This is a genomic window from Serinicoccus shuyuelongi (assembly GCF_045032955.1).
Lineage (GTDB): Bacteria > Actinomycetota > Actinomycetes > Actinomycetales > Dermatophilaceae > Ornithinicoccus.
This window is the reverse complement of sequence record NZ_JBJFZU010000005.1, coordinates 139875-156130: the sequence shown is the minus strand read 5'-3', so window position 1 is coordinate 156130 and position 16256 is coordinate 139875. Positions and strand designations below refer to the sequence as shown.

The 16256-nt window shown below is 74.7% G+C and carries 17 protein-coding genes; 9 read left to right on the top strand and 8 right to left on the bottom strand.

Going from position 1 to position 16256, the window contains the following annotated elements; translation table 11 throughout:
* Window positions 1–16: 16 nt before the first annotated feature.
* From ACI3EY_RS08500 to ACI3EY_RS08485, 4 genes are read left to right on the top strand one after another with little or no spacing between them, the layout of a single operon-like run.
* Window positions 17–763, top strand: coding sequence for a biotin--[acetyl-CoA-carboxylase] ligase (locus ACI3EY_RS08500; protein ID WP_405036128.1), 747 nt, complete (start codon window positions 17–19; stop codon window positions 761–763).
* A 10-nt stretch (window positions 764–773) separates the two neighbouring features.
* Complete coding sequence (locus ACI3EY_RS08495; RefSeq protein ID WP_405036129.1) at window positions 774–1562, top strand: enoyl-CoA hydratase/isomerase family protein; 789 nt, start codon at window positions 774–776, stop codon at window positions 1560–1562.
* A 43-nt stretch (window positions 1563–1605) separates the two neighbouring features.
* Window positions 1606–2349, top strand: coding sequence for a response regulator transcription factor (locus ACI3EY_RS08490; RefSeq protein ID WP_405036130.1), 744 nt, complete (start codon window positions 1606–1608; stop codon window positions 2347–2349).
* Between the two features lie 8 nt (window positions 2350–2357).
* The gene (locus tag ACI3EY_RS08485; RefSeq protein WP_405036131.1) at window positions 2358–3419 is read left to right on the top strand and encodes a sensor histidine kinase; all 1062 of its coding nucleotides are present in this window, start codon (window positions 2358–2360) and stop codon (window positions 3417–3419) included.
* Here the strand turns inward: ACI3EY_RS08485 and ACI3EY_RS08480 are convergent.
* Window positions 3392–3922, bottom strand: a complete 531-nt coding sequence (locus ACI3EY_RS08480; protein WP_405036132.1) for a GtrA family protein — start codon at window positions 3920–3922, stop codon at window positions 3392–3394. The genes ACI3EY_RS08485 and ACI3EY_RS08480 overlap by 28 nt on opposite strands.
* A 42-nt stretch (window positions 3923–3964) precedes the next feature.
* On the opposite strand from ACI3EY_RS08480, the gene ACI3EY_RS08475 reads away from it, so the two are divergent.
* From ACI3EY_RS08475 to ACI3EY_RS08465, 3 genes are all read left to right on the top strand, one after another.
* On the top strand, window positions 3965–5182 hold the full coding sequence (locus tag ACI3EY_RS08475) for a 5-(carboxyamino)imidazole ribonucleotide synthase (protein ID WP_405040128.1): 1218 nt from the start codon (window positions 3965–3967) through the stop codon (window positions 5180–5182).
* Between the two features lie 62 nt (window positions 5183–5244).
* Window positions 5245–5721, top strand: a complete 477-nt coding sequence (purE, locus tag ACI3EY_RS08470; protein ID WP_405036504.1) for a 5-(carboxyamino)imidazole ribonucleotide mutase — start codon at window positions 5245–5247, stop codon at window positions 5719–5721.
* 4 nt (window positions 5722–5725) lie between these two features.
* Window positions 5726–6886, top strand: coding sequence for an acyl-CoA dehydrogenase family protein (locus ACI3EY_RS08465; RefSeq protein ID WP_405040127.1), 1161 nt, complete (start codon window positions 5726–5728; stop codon window positions 6884–6886).
* Window positions 6887–6904: 18 nt separating this feature from the next.
* Here the strand turns inward: ACI3EY_RS08465 and ACI3EY_RS08460 are convergent, their stop codons facing one another.
* Window positions 6905–8515: a serine/threonine-protein kinase gene (locus tag ACI3EY_RS08460; protein WP_405040126.1), complete on the bottom strand. Its 1611-nt coding sequence runs from the start codon at window positions 8513–8515 to the stop codon at window positions 6905–6907.
* Window positions 8516–8549: 34 nt separating this feature from the next.
* Complete coding sequence (locus ACI3EY_RS08455) at window positions 8550–9830, bottom strand: LCP family protein (RefSeq protein ID WP_405036136.1); 1281 nt, start codon at window positions 9828–9830, stop codon at window positions 8550–8552.
* An 85-nt stretch (window positions 9831–9915) separates the two neighbouring features.
* On the opposite strand from ACI3EY_RS08455, the gene ACI3EY_RS08450 reads away from it, so the two are divergent.
* A complete protein-coding gene (locus tag ACI3EY_RS08450; protein ID WP_405036137.1) occupies window positions 9916–10896 on the top strand; it encodes a glycosyltransferase family 2 protein in 981 nt (326 codons plus the stop codon).
* Window positions 10897–10934: 38 nt separating this feature from the next.
* Here the strand turns inward: ACI3EY_RS08450 and ACI3EY_RS08445 are convergent, their stop codons facing one another.
* The 3 genes from ACI3EY_RS08445 to ACI3EY_RS08435 are packed head-to-tail and all read right to left on the bottom strand — an operon-like array spanning window position 10935 to window position 13169.
* Complete coding sequence (locus ACI3EY_RS08445; protein ID WP_405036138.1) at window positions 10935–11609, bottom strand: CoA transferase subunit B; 675 nt, start codon at window positions 11607–11609, stop codon at window positions 10935–10937.
* Between the two features lie 2 nt (window positions 11610–11611).
* Window positions 11612–12412, bottom strand: coding sequence for a CoA transferase subunit A (locus ACI3EY_RS08440; protein WP_405036139.1), 801 nt, complete (start codon window positions 12410–12412; stop codon window positions 11612–11614).
* A gap of 10 nt (window positions 12413–12422) precedes the next feature.
* A complete protein-coding gene (locus tag ACI3EY_RS08435) occupies window positions 12423–13169 on the bottom strand; it encodes a TIGR03089 family protein (RefSeq protein ID WP_405040125.1) in 747 nt (248 codons plus the stop codon).
* A 60-nt stretch (window positions 13170–13229) separates the two neighbouring features.
* Here ACI3EY_RS08435 and ACI3EY_RS08430 point away from each other — a divergent pair, with 60 nt between their 5' ends.
* Window positions 13230–14165 (top strand): DNA-3-methyladenine glycosylase family protein, encoded by a 936-nt coding sequence (locus ACI3EY_RS08430; RefSeq protein ID WP_405036141.1) that lies wholly within the window; start codon window positions 13230–13232, stop codon window positions 14163–14165.
* Here ACI3EY_RS08430 and ACI3EY_RS08425 read toward each other — a convergent pair.
* Both ACI3EY_RS08425 and cofD read right to left on the bottom strand, forming a co-directional pair.
* The gene (locus ACI3EY_RS08425; RefSeq protein WP_405036142.1) at window positions 14143–15252 is read right to left on the bottom strand and encodes a coenzyme F420-0:L-glutamate ligase; all 1110 of its coding nucleotides are present in this window, start codon (window positions 15250–15252) and stop codon (window positions 14143–14145) included. The two genes, ACI3EY_RS08430 and ACI3EY_RS08425, sit on opposite strands and share 23 nt — an antisense overlap.
* A complete protein-coding gene (gene cofD / locus ACI3EY_RS08420; protein ID WP_405036143.1) occupies window positions 15249–16241 on the bottom strand; it encodes a 2-phospho-L-lactate transferase in 993 nt (330 codons plus the stop codon). The genes ACI3EY_RS08425 and cofD overlap by 4 nt, the downstream gene beginning before the upstream one ends.
* Window positions 16242–16256 lie beyond the last annotated feature (15 nt).

The following is a 16256-nucleotide window of genomic DNA, read 5'->3' as shown; positions in this document are numbered from 1 at the left end:
ACTTATCGTTGGCGGCATGCAGACCCTGCGCTGGGACGCGCCCGAGTGGCACGAGAGCCTCGGGTCGACGAACGACGTCGCCCTCGCCGACGCCCGGCCCGGCCGGGTCGTCGTCGCCGACCACCAGAGCGCGGGGCGGGGGCGCCGGGGCCGCACCTGGAGCTCGCCGCCGTTCACCTGCCTGGCGATCAGCGCGGTGCTGCCGGCGCCGGCGCCGGCGACGTCGGGCTGGGTCCCGCTGGCCGCAGGGCTGGCGGTCGTCGCGGCGCTGGGACGGAGCCGGTGGCCGGTGCGCGCCGTGCTCAAGTGGCCCAACGACGTGCTGCTGGAGACGGGTCCCCGACCGGGGAAGATCTGCGGCGTGCTCGCCCAGGTGGCGCCCGGGGGCGCCGTCGTCGTGGGTGCCGGCATCAACGTGGACCACGACGCCGACCAGCTGCCGGTCCCCTCCGCCACCTCCTGGCGGCTCGCCCGGGGTGGTGCGCCGTTGCCGGACGGAGCCCGCGCCTCGCTGCTCGAGGACTACCTGGCACGGCTCGCCGAGCTGAGCGACGCCCTCGGTGCCGGGGACGTGGCGGCGGTGCGGACGGCATACCTGGACCGGTGCTCCACCCTCGGCCGGCAGGTGGTCGTGCACCGCCCGGACGGCGGCCTGACCGAGGGCCGGGCCAGCGGGGTGGACGCCTCCGGCGCGCTGGTGGTGGACGGTGAGGGGACCTCGGTGCACCACGCCGGGGACGTGGTGCACGTCCGCCCCCAGTAGCCTGCTGGGCATGGATGCACCGACGATGCTGCAGCTGACCAGGCACGGCGAGCACGTGGTCGAGGTGACCCTGGACCGGCCCGGGTCGATGAACGCGGTCTCGACCGCGCTGGCCGAGGAGCTCACCGCCGTGACCGCCGCGCTGGCCGCCGACGCCGACGTCCGCGCCGTCGTGCTGACCAGCAGCCACCCACGCTCCTTCTGCGTCGGGGCGGACCTCAAGGAGCGCAACGGCTTCACCGACGCCCAGATGATGGAGCACCGGCTCATCACCGCGCGGGCCTACCGGGGGGTGCTGGACCTGCCGATGCCCGCGGTCGCCGCGGTGGAGGGGTATGCCCTCGGCGGTGGCCTGGAGATCGCGCTGTCGTGCGACCTGCTGGTGGCCGGGGCGGGGGCGACCCTCGCGCTGCCCGAGGTGGGGGTGGGCGTCATCCCCGGCGGGGGCGGCACCCAGCTGCTCACCCGGCGGGTGGGCTGGTCCCGGGCGGCCTCGATGATCTTCACCGCCCGACGCCTGGACGGGGCCCAGGCGCACCGGCTGGGGGTGGTGGACGAGCTGGTGGAGGCGGGGGACGCCCGCGACCGGGCGCTCGAGCTGGCGGCCGGGATCGCGGCCAACTCCCCGGTGGCCGTGCGCAACGCCAAGAAGGCCATGCGCCTCGGGATGGGCACCGACCTGGCCGCCGGTCTGGAGATCGAGGACGGGTGCTGGCGGGCCACCGCCTTCAGCGGTGACCGCCGGGAGGGGGTCGCCGCCTTCGCCGAGAAGCGGACCCCGAGGTGGCCCGGACGGTGACCAGGCCTCATACTGGCCGCTCAGAGTTGTGTGAGGAGACGACGTGACCAGAGTGCTGCTCGCCGAGGACGACCCCACGATCTCGGAGCCGTTGGCCCGGGCCCTGCGCCGTGAGGGCTACGAGGTGACCCTCGCCCCGAACGGCCGGCAGGCGCTGGCCGAGGCGACCGGTGACCCCGGCCACGACCTGCTCGTCCTCGACCTGGGCCTGCCCCAGCTCGACGGTGTCGAGGTGTGCCGCGCGCTGCGGGACTCCGGGGTGCGGCTGCCGGTGCTGATGCTCACCGCGCGCAGCGAGGAGGTGGACACGGTCGTCGGGCTGGACGCCGGCGCCGACGACTACGTCACCAAGCCGTTCCGGCTCGGCGAGCTGCTGGCACGCGTCCGGGCGCTGCTGCGGCGCGGCTCGGGGAACGCCCCCTCGCCCTCGGGTGCCGCCCTGCGGATGGACATCGAGGCCCGTCAGGTCTTCCTGCACGACCGGGAGGTGCGCCTGACGACCAAGGAGTTCGACCTGCTCCGCGTGCTGATGCGCGAGGAGGGCAGGGTGGTCTCCCGCGACGTGCTGATGCGGGAGGTGTGGGACACCTGGTTCGGGTCGACCAAGACCCTGGACATGCACGTGTCCGTGCTGCGCCGCAAGATCGGCGACGACGCCCACAGCCCCCGGCACATCGTCACCGTGCGCGGTGTCGGCTTCCGCTTCCAGAACGACCCTGACGGCCCGGACGAGACCGACGACCCCGAGGGGAGCCGCGTCCTCGACGCCGCAGACGGTGGGAGCTGACGTCCGCGATGCGGTCCGTCCTGCGCGAGCTGTCCCTGCGGATCGTGCTGTCCGTGATGGCCGTGTCCGTGCTGCTGGCCGGGGCCTCGGCGTGGCTGGTGCGCTCGGTCGCGATGCTGCAGTGGGAGGACCGCACCAAGGAGCCTGAGTGGCTCATCCCGGCCAGCATGGTGATGATGGGCGCGCTGCTGGCCGGCATCGGGGTGCCGATGGCCCGGTCGCTGGCGGACCGGACCTCGGAGACCGTCGCCGCACCGCTGCGGCTGCTGGCGCACCGCACCGACGAGCTCTCCTCCGGGGGGTTCGCGCTGGACCCGCAGACCCGCCCCGGGCGGGTGGTGGAGCCGGACCCGTGGAAGGCCGGGATCGCCGAGATCGACGCGGTCGCCCGGGAGATCGACCGGCACCACCACACCCTGGGCCGGGCGCTGGTCTTCGAGCGCTCGTTCGCGGCCGACGCGTCGCACCAGCTGCGCACCCCGCTGGCCGCGCTGCTGCTCCGGCTGGAGGAGATCGCCCAGTCCACCGACGCGTCCGAGGCCCGCGCCGAGGCGGAGATCGCGATCGGCCAGGTCGGCCGGCTCACCGGGGTGGTCGAGGAGCTGCTGCAGCGGACGCGGGCCGGTCACGCCAGCGGCGGTGCGCTGAGCGCCGCCGACGCCGTGCTGGCGGGCCTGGACGAGGAGTGGACCCCGGCCTTCGAGGAGCGTGGACGGTCGATCGAGCTGACCGCGGAGCGGGGCGTCATCGTCGAGGCCAGCGCCTCGGCGCTGTCCCAGGTCCTCAACACGCTGGTCGAGAACGCCCTGGCGCACGGCCGGGGGCAGGTCCGGGTGCACGTCGCCCGCTCCGGCCCGTCGGCCGTCTTCCGGGTCGCCGACGAGGGGCCGGGGATCCCGCGGGACCTGGCCCGGGTGATCTTCGACCGGGGACGGACCACCGGGTCCGGGACCGGCCTCGGGCTGGCCGTGGCCCGGGACACCGCGGAGTCGCTGGGCGGACGGCTGGAGCTGGTGCAGACCGCACCCCCGGTCTTCGCCTGCTACCTGCCGCTGGCCGCGACGCCCTGACCCGCCTCCCGGGGGTCGGGCACCGGCGGGATCTCGCCCCGGAACACGAAGGTGCGGTAGGCCCAGAAGCGGAAGACGGTGCCGAGCACCAGACCGATGCCGTTGCCGGAGATGTTGTCGGCCAGCTGGCTGTCCAGCCCGAGCACGTACCGGGAGAAGCCGAGGCAGGCCAGCGCGATCCCGAGCCCGACCGCGTTGAAGGCGACGAACAGGGCGAACTCGTGGGCGACCGGCTGGCTGCGCCGCCGCCGGAACGTCCAGAGCCGGTTCCCCAGCCAGGAGAAGACGGTCGCCACCGAGGTCGCGATCACCTTGCCCCACAGGGGTGAGTCGTCCATCGGCGCCCCCAGCAGCCCCGGTATGCCGAAGACGAGGACGTTGTAGAGCACCGTGTCCAGCACGAAGGCGAGGGCCCCGACCGTCCCGAACTTGGCCACCTCCTGGACCAGCACGCGGTAGCTCCGCACGGCGCGGGCGGCCACGGAGGAGCGGGGGGAGGTCACGGGGCGGGAGTCTAGGCGGACGCCCTGGGTAGGCTGGGTCAGGTGAGCTCTCCCACTCCCCTGCGCGCGGACGGCGGGTTCCCCGTCGTCGGCATCATCGGCGGCGGCCAGCTGGCCCGGATGTGCCAGCCGCCCGCCGTCAACCTGTCCCTCACCCTGTCGGTGCTGGCCGAGTCCCCGACCGCGAGCGCGGCCCTGGTGGTGCCGCACAGCCCGGTCGGTGAGCACACCGACACCGAGGCGGTGCTGGCCTTCGCCCGGGAGTGCGACGTGGTGACCTTCGACCACGAGCACGTGCCGACGGAGGTGCTGGCCGCGCTCGAGGCGGACGGCGCGGTGCTGCACCCGAGCCCGCGGGCCCTGGTGCACGCCCAGGACAAGCTGGCGATGCGGCGCCGGCTGACCGAGCTGGGCCTGCCCTGCCCACGCTGGGCGCAGGCCCGCACCCGGGCCGAGGTGGAGGCCTTCGCCGCCGAGGTGGGCTGGCCGCTGGTCGCGAAGGCGCCCCGCGGCGGGTACGACGGCAAGGGGGTGCTGGTGTGCCGGACGGCCGACGACCTGACCGGGTGGCTGGCCGGGGTCGGCGAGGGCGGGCTGGTGGACGGCATCCTGCTGGAGGAGGCTGTCCCCTTCACCCGCGAGCTCGCTGCGCTGGTGGCCCGCAGCCCCAGCGGTCAGGCCGTCGCCTGGCCGGTGGTGGAGACGGTCCAGACCGACGGGGTGTGCACCGAGGTGATCGCCCCCGCCCCCGAGCTGGACGACGAGCTGGCCCGGGACGCGGTGCAGGGGGCGCTGCGGATCGCCGGCGAGCTCGGGGTCACAGGGGTGCTGGCGGTCGAGCTCTTCGAGGTGCGAGACCCGGAGGGGGGCCGACCGGCATACCTGGTGAACGAGCTGGCGATGCGCCCGCACAACAGCGGCCACTGGAGCATCGACGGGGCGGTCACCAGCCAGTTCGAGCAGCACCTGAGGGCGGTGCTGGACCTGCCCCTGGGCGACCCGTCCGCCCGCGACCCGTGGACCGTGATGGGCAACGTCCTCGGCGGGGAGCACCCCGACCTGTACCCCACCTACCGGCACCTGATGGCCCGGGACCCGGGCCTGAAGGTGCACCTGTACGGCAAGGGCGTGCGTGCCGGCCGCAAGATCGGGCACGTCACCGTCGGTGGCGGCCAGGAGGACGACCCGGCCTCGCTGGCGGCGCTGCGGGAGCGCGCCCGGCACGCGGCCGACTACCTGCAGGGAGTGGTGACCGAGTGAACGCGTCGACGCGGTCGGGGGACGCGGGGGGACCTGAGTCCGCTCCTCTGGTGGGCCTGGTGATGGGCAGCGACAGCGACTGGCCGGTGATGGAGGCCGCCGCCCAGGTGCTCGGCGAGTTCGGGGTGCCCTACGAGAGCGACGTCGTGTCCGCGCACCGGATGCCGACCGAGATGATCCGGTACGGGCAGGAGGCCGCCGGGCGCGGTCTGCGGGTGATCATCGCCGGCGCCGGGGGTGCCGCGCACCTGCCGGGGATGCTGGCCTCGGTCACCGTGCTGCCGGTGATCGGGGTGCCGGTGCCGCTGAAGCACCTGGACGGGATGGACTCGCTGCTGTCCATCGTGCAGATGCCGGCCGGGATCCCGGTCGCCACCGTCTCGGTGGCCGGCGCCCGCAACGCCGGGCTGCTGGCGGTCCGGATGCTGGCCGCGGGGGAGGGGGAGCGGGCAGCCGAGTGGCGCCGACGGCTCGCCGCCTTCGCCGAGGAGCTGCGCGACCAGGCGCACGCGAAGGGCGAACGGCTGCGTAGGCTCTGACCTCATGAGCGACGTCGAGCTGTTCCGGACCACCGAGGACCACGAGGCGATGCGCGCCGCCCTGCGGGAGATCGCCGACGAGCTGATCGCCCCGCACGCGGCCGCCGTCGACGAGGAGAGCCGGTTCCCCGACGAGGCCCTCAAGGCCCTGGTGTCGACCGACTTCCACGCACCGCACATCGCCGAGCAGTACGGCGGCGTGGGTGCCGACGCGCTGGCCACCTGCATCGTCATCGAGGAGGTGGCCCGGGTCTGCGCCAGCAGCTCGCTGATCCCGGCCGTCAACAAGCTGGGCACGATGCCCCTCATCCTGGCCGCCGACGAGGACCTCAAGGCGCGCTACCTGCCGGCCGTCGCCGCGGGGGAGGCGATGTTCTCCTACGGGCTGTCCGAGGCGGGCGCGGGCTCGGACACCGCCGGGATGACCTGCCGGGCGATCGAGCAGCCGGACGGCAGCTTCGTCCTGAACGGGCAGAAGTCCTGGATCACCAACGCCGGGGTGAGCGAGTACTACACCGTGATGGCGGTCACCGACCCGGACGGACCCCGGGGCCGCAACGTCACCGCCTTCGTGGTCGAGAAGGACGACGAGGGCTTCACCTTCGGGGCGCCGGAGAAGAAGCTCGGGATCAAGGGCAGCCCCACCCGCGAGCTGCACTTCGACGACTGCCGGATCCCGGGGGACCGGATGATCGGCACGCCCGGTGAGGGTCTGAAGATCGCCCTGCGCACCCTGGACCACACCCGGGTCACCATCGGCGCCCAGGCCGTCGGGATCGCCCAGGGGGCGCTGGACGTCGCGCTGGGGTACGTGAAGGAGCGGCAGCAGTTCGGCAAGGCCATCGCCGACTTCCAGGGCATCCAGTTCATGCTGGCGGACATGGGCATGAAGCTGGAGGCGGCCCGGCAGATGGTCTACGTCGCAGCGGCCAAGTCCGAGCGCAGCGACCCCGACCTGTCCTTCTTCGGCGCCGCCGCCAAGTGCTTCGCCTCGGACGTCGCGATGGAGATCACCACCGACGCGGTGCAGCTGCTGGGCGGCTACGGCTACACCAAGGACTTCCCGGTGGAGCGGATGATGCGGGACGCGAAGATCACCCAGATCTACGAGGGCACCAACCAGGTCCAGCGGGTCGTCATGGCGCGCCAGATGCTCAAGGGCTGACCGGCTCCCTCGGGTACCTCAGCGCCCGTCGTCGGGTGCTCCGGTGCTCTGCGCGTCGTCGCCCGCACCGCGGGCCACCGCCGAGCGCTCGTAGACCAGCAGCTCGCCGGTCACCCGGCTGACGCCCAAGGTCTCGTCCTGGACGATCGGCGCGGCGCCGTAGTCGTAGGTCACCACGGCGGTGACCTCCGCGGTGCCGTCCGGCAGCTCGGTCGCCTGCAGGTCCGAGACCTCCAGGCCGGCCAGGCCGTCGGCGATGTCGGGGTGCAGCCACGCGTCCTGCGTCATCAGCGCGCGTGCGGCATCCAGGCCGTCGTCGTCCAGGGTGGTGTAGAGGTCCTCGGCGAGGTCGCGCGCCTCGTCCGAGGTCACCGGGGTGCCGGCGTCCTGGGTGGTCGAGGTGTCGCCACCGCCGTCGTCCAGACCGGAGGCGATGTTCCACACCAGCCAGCCGAGCAGCGCCAGCAGGGGCACCGCGACGAGCCACCCCAGCCACATCGAGCGCCGGGCCGGTGGCGTGGTCCTGCGCGCGGTCGAGGTGCCGGGCGCGGCCGCGGGCGGCGTGGCGGGCGTCACCGTGCGGCGCGGCGCGGGTGTGGGGGCGGCGGCAGGGGCGGCGGCACCTGCGGCGCGCGCCGGGCGCTGGGCGGCGAACGTCCGCGTCGGGTCCGCGGTCGGCACGGCCTGCGTGTGGTCGGCGTCGGCGGCTGCCGCAGCACCGGTCCCCGCGCCGGAGCCGCCGTCCGCCACCGACCGCAGCTCCTGCGCGGCGCGACCGGCGTCCCAGCGGGCGGCCGGGTCCGGATCCAGCATCCCGGCCAGCACCAGGGTCAGGGCGCCCGAGCGCCGGGGCGGACGGACCTCCTCGTTGACGATGGTGTGCAGCTGGGCCACGGCGTTGGAGCGGGTGGGGAAGGGGCGCTCGCCCTCCACCGCGGCATACAGGGAGGCGCCCAGGGCCCACACGTCGGAGGCGGCGCTGGCGTCGTCGCCACGGGCGAGCTCGGGGGAGAAGTACGCGGCCGTGCCGGAGACGAAACCGGTCCGGGTCAGCTGCGGGTCCTCGTCCGCCCGGGCGATGCCGAAGTCGGTGAGCTTGGCGTCGTCCTCGGCCCCCTCGGCGACGTCGGCCAGCAGCACGTTTGCCGGCTTGACGTCCCGGTGCAGGATGCCCGCCCGGTGCGCCGCGGCCAGTGCGGTGGCGACCTGTGCGCCGATCGCCGCGGCCCGCTCGGGGCTCAGCGGGGTGCCCTCCTCGATGAGCTCGGCCAACGAGCGGCCCTCGACGTACTCCATCACGATCCACGGCGAGCCCTCGTGCTCGAAGGCGTCGTAGACCCGGACCACGTGCTCGTGCGCCAGGGTGGCGCTGGTCCGTGCCTCGCGCATGCCGCGGTTCAGCAGCAGCTGCGTGTCGGCCTCCCCGGCCACCCGCTTGAGCGCCACCTGGCGGCCCAGCTTCTCGTCGGTCGCCAGCCAGACGTGGCCACCGCCGCCACGGCCCAGCGTGCGGACGATCCGGTACCGGTCCGCGACCAGGGTCGGATCCTCGTCGACCGGCGCGGGCGTCGTCGTGTCGGGGTCCGGGTCGGGCGAGCCCTCAGAGCTCGCGTCGTGCGGTTCGGCCATGGTCCACCTCCGAGGGACAGGGTAGTCGGACCGCTCAGGGCTCGACGGTGATCGCCTGGCCCTGGCGCAGGGCGGTGAACAGCTGGGTCGCGCCCTGCTCGTCCCAGAGCACCGCGCTGCCGACGTTGGTCTGGTAGTTGGTGTCGGCGACCGGCACGGTCACCGAGTTGCCACCGCCGGAGGCCACGGAGCGCATCGCGAGGGCCAGCTGGCCGGCCTCGACCAGGGAGGTGTCCTCACCCAGGGCGATCGCCCCGCCGGTGGCGGTGCCCACCTGGTGCAGCTGCCACGGGACCAGCACGGTCCCCGGGGTGGCCATCTTCGCGGTGAGGGCCGCCAGGAACTCACGCTGACGCTCCACCCGGCCCATGTCCCCCAGCGGGTCGCTGTAGCGCATCCGCACGTAGCCCAGGGCCTCCTCGCCGGTCAGGTCCTGGCAGCCGGCGGGCAGGTCGATGTGGGCCCGGTCGTCCTGCATCGGCTCGTCCAGGCACATCTGCACGCCGTCGACCTCGTCGACCACGTCGACGAAGCCGCCGAACCCGATCTCCAGGTAGCCGTCGATCGGCAGCCCGGTGGCGCGCTCGACGGTGTCGACCAGCAGCTGCGGTCCCCCGGTGGAGTGGGCGGCGTTGAGCTTGTTCCACCCGCCGTCCCGGATCTCGACGTAGCTGTCCCGGGGAAGGCTCACCAGCGTCGGGTCGCCGAAGGTCGGCACGTTGAGCAGCATCACCGTGTCCGCGCGGCTGCCCTCGATGGCGCCACCGCCGACGCTGGACTGCTGGTCCTCGGTCAGGTTCTCCCGGCTGTCGGTGCCGACCAGGAGGTAGTTGCTGCCGGCCGCGGCCCCGGGGCGGTCGGCCACCTCCGGTGTGGCGTCGAGCCGGTTGATGCTGCCCCACACCTGCGCGACCACGACCACCATGACCACCAGGTAGGCCGCCAGCAGCAGCGCCAGCAGGGCGATGACGCGGCGCACGCCGTACCGGGGGCGCCGCCGGCGTGGGGGCCGCGGGGGACGTCCGCCCCGTCCGGGACCGGCGCCGCCGCCTGCGACGGGCCGGGTGTCGCGGTGGGCGTCGTCGTCGCGGTACCCGTCGTGCTGGTCGTACCGCTCGTCGTACCGCTCTTCGTGGCGCCCGTCGTACCGCTCGTCCCCGCTGCCGGGTGCCTGCGCATACCCCTGGTCGTGCCGGTCCTCGTCGAAGCGCCCGCCCCGTGGGATCCGCTCCGTGGGGTCGGGGTCGGAGCGCCGTCCGTCGCGCGGGGTGCGGGGTATGGGACGGGTCCAGTCGTCCTCGGGGTGGTTGGGCACGGGAGGAGAGCCTACGGCCTCCACCTTGCCCATACCTGGGAGCGCCTCCTCCGCCGCGCGTGTCCGACCCGGGTACCCTCGCCGCGTGAGCACCTCCGAACGTCCCGGCACGCCCTCCCCGCCGGTGTCGGTGATCATGCCCATCCTCGAGGAGGAGCAGCACCTCCCGGAGGCCGTCCGCTCCGTCCTCTCCCAGGACTACGACGGCCCGATGGAGGTCGTCCTGGCGGTCGGGCCGAGCCGGGACCGGACCCGCGAGGTCGCCGACGCCCTGGCCCTGGACGACCCCCGGATCGTGGTGGTGGACAACCCCTCGGGGCGGACCCCGGACGGGCTGAACGCGGCGATCGCCGCGACCCGGCACGAGATCGTGGTGCGGATGGACGGGCACGGCGAGCTCAGCGAGGGCTACGTCCGGCGGGCGGTCCAGGTGCTCGAGGAGACGGGTGCCGCCAACGTCGGCGGCGTCATGCTGGCCGAGGGCTCCGGCCCGATGCAGGAGGCGGTCGCCGTCGCCATGCGCTCACCGCTGGGGATGGGCAGCGAGCGGTTCCACGTCGGTGGCGAGGCGGGACCGGCGGACACCGTCTTCCTCGGGGTCTTCCGCCGCGAGTGGCTGCGGCGCGTGGGCGGCTACGACACCGCCTACGCCCGCGCCCAGGACTGGGAGATGAACCACCGGATCCGGGGGGCCGGCGGCGTCGTCTGGTTCACCCCCGAGCTCACCGTCACCTACCGGCCGCGCGCGAGCTTCGCCGGTCTGGCCCGCCAGTTCCACACCAGCGGCCAGTGGCGCCGCCAGGTGGTGCGTCAGCACCCCGACTCGGTCCGCGCCCGCTACCTGGCCGCCCCGGTCGCGGTCACGCTGGTCGGCCTCGGCGCGGTCGGCGGTCTCGCCTGGCGACCGCTCTGGGCCCTGCCGCTGGGGTATGCCGCCTCGGTCACCGTGGGTGGGTTCTGGATCGCCCGCGGCCGGCCGGCAGGCGTGGTGGCCCGGATGCCCGCCGTGCTCGCCACGATGCACCTGACCTGGGGGGCCGGTTTCCTGCGCGGCCCCCGCCGCTGAGGGGCCGCCCCAGCAGCAGCGCTCGTGAGAGAGCGCCGTCAGGACTCGGTGGGCGGCTGCGGCTCTGGGGTGGGCTCGTCCACCGCGACCCGCAGCGGTGCTCCGGTCCGGGCCACCACCTCGTCGACCGACACGCCCGGCGCCACCTCGCGCAGCACCAGGCCCTCGGGGGTGACGTCGACGACGGCCAGGTCGGTGATGATCCGCTGCACGACCTGCAGGCCGGTGATCGGCAGGTCGCAGCGCTCGACGATCTTGGCGGTCCCGTCCTTGGCCACGTGGTCCATCAGCACGATGACCTTCTTGGCGCCCATGACCAGGTCCATGGCCCCGCCCATCCCCTTGACCATCTTGCCGGGGATCATCCAGTTGGCGATGTCCCCGGTGGCCGACACCTGCATGGCGCCCAGGATCGCGGCGTCCACCTTGCCGCCCCGGATCATCCCGAAGCTGGTCGCGGAGTCGAAGTAGGAGGCACCCGGGCGGACCGTGACGGTCTCCTTGCCGGCGTTGATGAGGTCGGCCTCCTCCTCACCCTCGTAGGGGTAGGGGCCGACGCCCAGGATGCCGTTCTCCGACTGCAGCACCAGCTCCACGTCGTCCGGGACGTAGTTGGGCACCAGGGTCGGCATCCCGATCCCCAGGTTCACGTAGTCGCCGTCGTGCAGCTCGGCGGCGGCACGGGCGGCCATCTGCTCGCGGGTGAGCGCCATGGTCAGGCCTCCTCTGGCTGGCGGGCGGTGCCCGGGCGGGGTCGGGTGGTGCGCTTCTCGATCCGCTTGTCGGTGGCCTGCTCCGGCGTCAGAGGCAGCACCCGCTGGACGTAGATGCCGGGCAGGTGGATCTCGTCCGGGTCCAGCTCGCCCGGCTCGACGAGCTCCTCCACCTCGGCCACCGCCAGCTGGGCCGACATGGCGCACAGCGGGTTGAAGTTGCGGGCGGACTTGTTGAAGACCAGGTTCCCGTGCCGGTCGCCGCGGGCCGCGCGGACCAGCGCCACGTCGGAGAAGATCGCATGCTCGAGCACGTGCTCGCGGGTCTGTCCCCGGGCGGTGAACGGACGGGTCTCCTTGGCCGGTGACTCGGCCACGACCGTGCCCTGGGCGTCGTAGCGCCAGGGCATACCCCCCTCCGACACCTGCGAACCGACGCCGGTGGGGGTGAAGAACGCCGGGATGCCCGCCCCCGCCGACCGGAGCTTCTCGGCCAGCGTCCCCTGCGGGGTGAGCTCGACCTCGAGCTCGCCGGAGAGGTACTGGCGGCCGAACTCCTTGTTCTCGCCGACGTAGGAGGCGATCACCCGACGGATCCGACGCTCCGACAGCAGCAGGCCGAGCCCGCCGCCGTCGACGCCGCAGTTGTTCGAGACGACCTCCAGGTCGGTGACCCCGAGCCGGAGGACCTCGTGGATGAGCACGGTGGGTATGCCGGAGAGCCCGAACCCGCCCACCGCGACGGTCATCCCGTCGGTGAGCCCCTCGAGCGCCTCGGCTGCAGTGGCGACGACCTTGTCCATGCCGGTGAGGCTACCGGTCGGGACCCACCTGCCCGGCCGGCACCCCCGCCCGGTGGTCGACCCGCTCGGCCACCATCCGGCTGTCCCCGTCCGCGGGTGCCGCGCCACGGACCAGGACCGCGGAGCCGTCGCTCGCCAGCACCTGCAGCACCTGGCGGACGAAGTGTCCGGGATCCGTGCCGGTGACCAGGGACCGGGCCCCGGTCGGCAGCTCCGGGAGGTCGCTGAGCAGGTCGGCGTAGCTGACCCGCTCACCACCGGTGACCAGGGCGGTGTCGTCGGCCGCGCACTCGTCCCAGGCGGTGAAGTCGTCGGCGTAGCTGGCCAGCTCGGCCGCCTCGTCCATCACCCCCGAGCGGAGCTCGCTGCCGAAGCTGCGGGCGAGCCCGGCCAGCGCCACCGCGACCACCTCGTCGCAGTCGTCGGCGAGCTCGCTGTCCGGGTCGGTGGTGACGAGCACGTCCGCGCCCTCGTGGGTGTCGACGGTGAGCGTGGCCCCCACCGACCACACCGCCAGCGCCCAGTAGGCCAACCGCCAGTGCGGGGCGGGCAGGTCGACGAGGACCACCGACCCGGGGGCGACGTCCATCCCCTCCTGCAGCGCGTTCGCGGCCTTGGCCACCCAGGTGCGCAGCACCGCGCGAGAGATCTCGATCCGCTCGCCGGCGCCGCCGGGGGTGTCGTCGTAGTAGGTCAGGGCCGGCCGGGTCGCGTCGGTGGCGACGGCCTGGGCCAGGATGTGGGCTGGGAGCTGCACAGGCCCCACGCTAGCCGGTGGCCTTGCCCGGCGGGCAACCGCCGGGCAGGGTGGTGCGCTGTGAGCATCCCCCGACGTCGCCGCTGGACCCCGGCGTCCCCGCTCGTCGTGGGGCAGACCTGGGGGACCCTGCGGCGCGGGGCGGGGGACCCCGCCTGGACGGTGCGCGCCGGGACGCTGTGGCGGGGGATCCGGACTCCTCTGGGGCCGGTGACGCTGGGCATCGCCGCCCGTGACCCGCAGGCACCGGTGCTGGCCCGGGCCTGGGGGCCCGGGGCCGAGTGGGTGCTGGAGCACCTCCCGCGGATGCTCGGCGAGGAGGACGACGACTCCGGGTTCACGCCGCGGCACCCGGTGGTCCGGGACGCCGCCCGACGGCACCCGGGGTGGCGGGTGCCGCGGACCGGCCTGGTGCTGGAGTCGCTGCTGCCGGCGGTGGTGGAGCAGAAGGTCACCGGCCAGGAGGCCTTCGCCGGATGGCGGCGGATCGTGCACCGGGCGGGGGAGCGCGCCCCCGGCCCCGGGGCCGAGCTCGGGCTGTGGGTGCCGCCGGGGCCCGCGGACCTGGCCGCCCTGCCGTCCTGGGAGTGGCTGCGCGCGGGGGTGAGCCCGCAGCGCTCGGCGACCCTGGCCCGGGTCGTGCAGGTGGCGGCCCGCCTCGAGGAGTGCACCGGGATGTCGTCGGCCCGCGCACGGGCCCGGATCACGAGCGTCCCGGGGGTGGGGGTGTGGACCGCGGCGGAGACTGCTCACCGGGCACTCGGAGACCCGGACGCCGTCAGCTTCGGCGACTACCACGTGGCGGCCGACATCGGCTGGGCCCTGACCGGCTCCCCGGTCGACGACCACGCCCTGGTCGAGCTGCTCGCCCCGTATGCCGGGCACCGGTACCGGGTGCAGCGGCTGCTGCAGCTGGCCGGGGTCCACCGGCCGCGGCGCGGTCCGCGGATGGCGCCGCGGACCCACCTGCCGGTCAGCCGGGCGGGGGGCCGCTGAGGACCCGGACCGGCACCGTCAGGCCCTCTCCGGCGAGGGCGACCTCGAGGCGGGCCGCCACCCTCCCGGCGAGCACCGGGTCACCGTCCGCGCGGACGGCGTAGCCCACCGGCGCGGCGTGCTCCACGGCGGCTTCCTCGTGGTCGAGCAGCGCCAGCCGCACGGCCCGCAGACCACGGTCCTCGTCGGTCTCCGGGAGGACGGACGGGATCCCCACCTGCTCGGCCCTGGGGGTGCCGGGCGGTGCTCCGAGCGCGGACCGGACGGCCTCCCGGTGGCCCAGGGCGAACCAGTCACCGGGGCCGGTACGGGTCAGCGACCCGGCCCCGGCCGGTGGGGCGTCACGCCCGGTGGGGCCCCGCGGTGCGTCCCCCTGCACCAGGTGGTCCAGGCCCCGCAGCAGCGCGGCACCCACCCCGTCGGCCTTGCCCTTGACCAGGTCCGCGGCGGCGGCGACCTCGTCACCGACGGCCCGCGCCGTGACCGCGAGCCGGCGGCCGTCGGCGTCGACGTGCCCGCCGCCGCGCAGGTCGTCCAGCACGCTGACCCCGCAGGCGCCGAGGGCGAAGTCGGTCTGGCCCTCGCGCCAGGGACGTCCGGCGGTGTCGCTGAGGACGAGGCCGAAGCGTCGGGGCGTCGTGCCCTGCTCGCCCTGCACCGCCGCGTACAGCTCGCGGGCAGCCCGGTCCGGGTCGGGCGGCAGCAGCAGGAACCCACCCTCGGGGCCGGTGTTGGACGCGTCCACCCCGGCCGCGGCCAGCACCGGCCCGGCGACCGCCTCGACGACCTGGGTCAGCCCGGCGGGGGTGAGCCGTTCGGCGACCACCCGGGTGCTCTGCGCACGGATGGCGGCCAGCCGGGCGGCATCGCTGTCTGCGTCGGTGGCGTCGGTGCGGGGCAGGTGGCGCAGCCCGGCAGCCTTGGAGACCAGCTTGCTGGAGACGACCAGCAGGTCCCCGTCGCGCAGCCCGCCGGCCTGGGCCGTCAGCGCCCGGGCCAGCTCGGCGGCCAGGTCGGTGCGGGTGGTGACCTCGGGCAGCCCGGTGAGCGGCAGCACCTGGACCGGACCGCCGGTCGGGGCGCTCACCGGTCCCCGACCGGCACCGCGGGGGAGAGCTCGGCGGCGAGGTCCAGGGCGGCGCCCGCGATCCGGGCGGCTCCGGCCTCGTCCCGCATCAGCAGGTCCAGCGCCCGCACCGGCAGCCGTGGCGGGAAGGTGGCATCGGCATCGGCGTCGTCGACGAGCCAGCCGCCGAGGAAGTCGGCGTACAGGCCGGCCACGCCCGCCGCGCTCACCTCGACGCCCAGGGGGGCCAGGCAGGCGTCCGCGTGTCCCCGGACCGGTCGGCCGCCCAGCAGGGGGCTCACCCCGACCACCGGCGCGCGGGTGCCGCGCAGCGCCTCGCGCACCCCCGGGACGCCGAGGATGATGCCGATGGAGACCACCGGGTTGCTCGGCGGCAGCAGCACCACGTCGGCGGAGCGGATGGCCTCCAGCACCCCCGGGGCCGGGGCGGCGTCCGCCAGCCCGGCCACCGTGAACCGGCGTGCCGGCAGCCGGGCCCCGTGCCGCACCCACCACTCCTGGAAGTGCAGCGCGCGCTCACCGCCGTCCTCGTCGTCCACCACCACGTGGGTCTCGATCGGGGTGTCGGTCGCGGGCAGCAGCCTCACCTGGCGCTCCGGCAGACCCCACCGGCGGGCGAGCCGGTCGGTGACCTCGCTCAGGCTCAGCCCCTGGCCCAGCCAGCGGGTCCGTGCGAGGTGGGTGCCCAGGTCGCGGTCCCCGAGGCCGAACCAGGACGGTCCCACGCCGAGCGCGTCCAGCTCCGCCTTCACCTCACGGGTGTCGCCCGCACGGCCCCAGCCCTGCTCCTCGTCGACGCCCCCGCCGAGCGTGTAGAGCAGCGTGTCGAGGTCGGGGCACACGCGCAGGCCGACCAGGGTGATGTCGTCGCCGGTGTTGCCCACCACGGTGACGGTGGACCCGGGGTCGTCGGCCACGGCAGGGGTGCGGAGCAGGCCGCGGACGAAGCGGGCGCCGCCGACGCCTCCGGCCAGGACGGTGATCTGCATACGTCCATTGTGGGT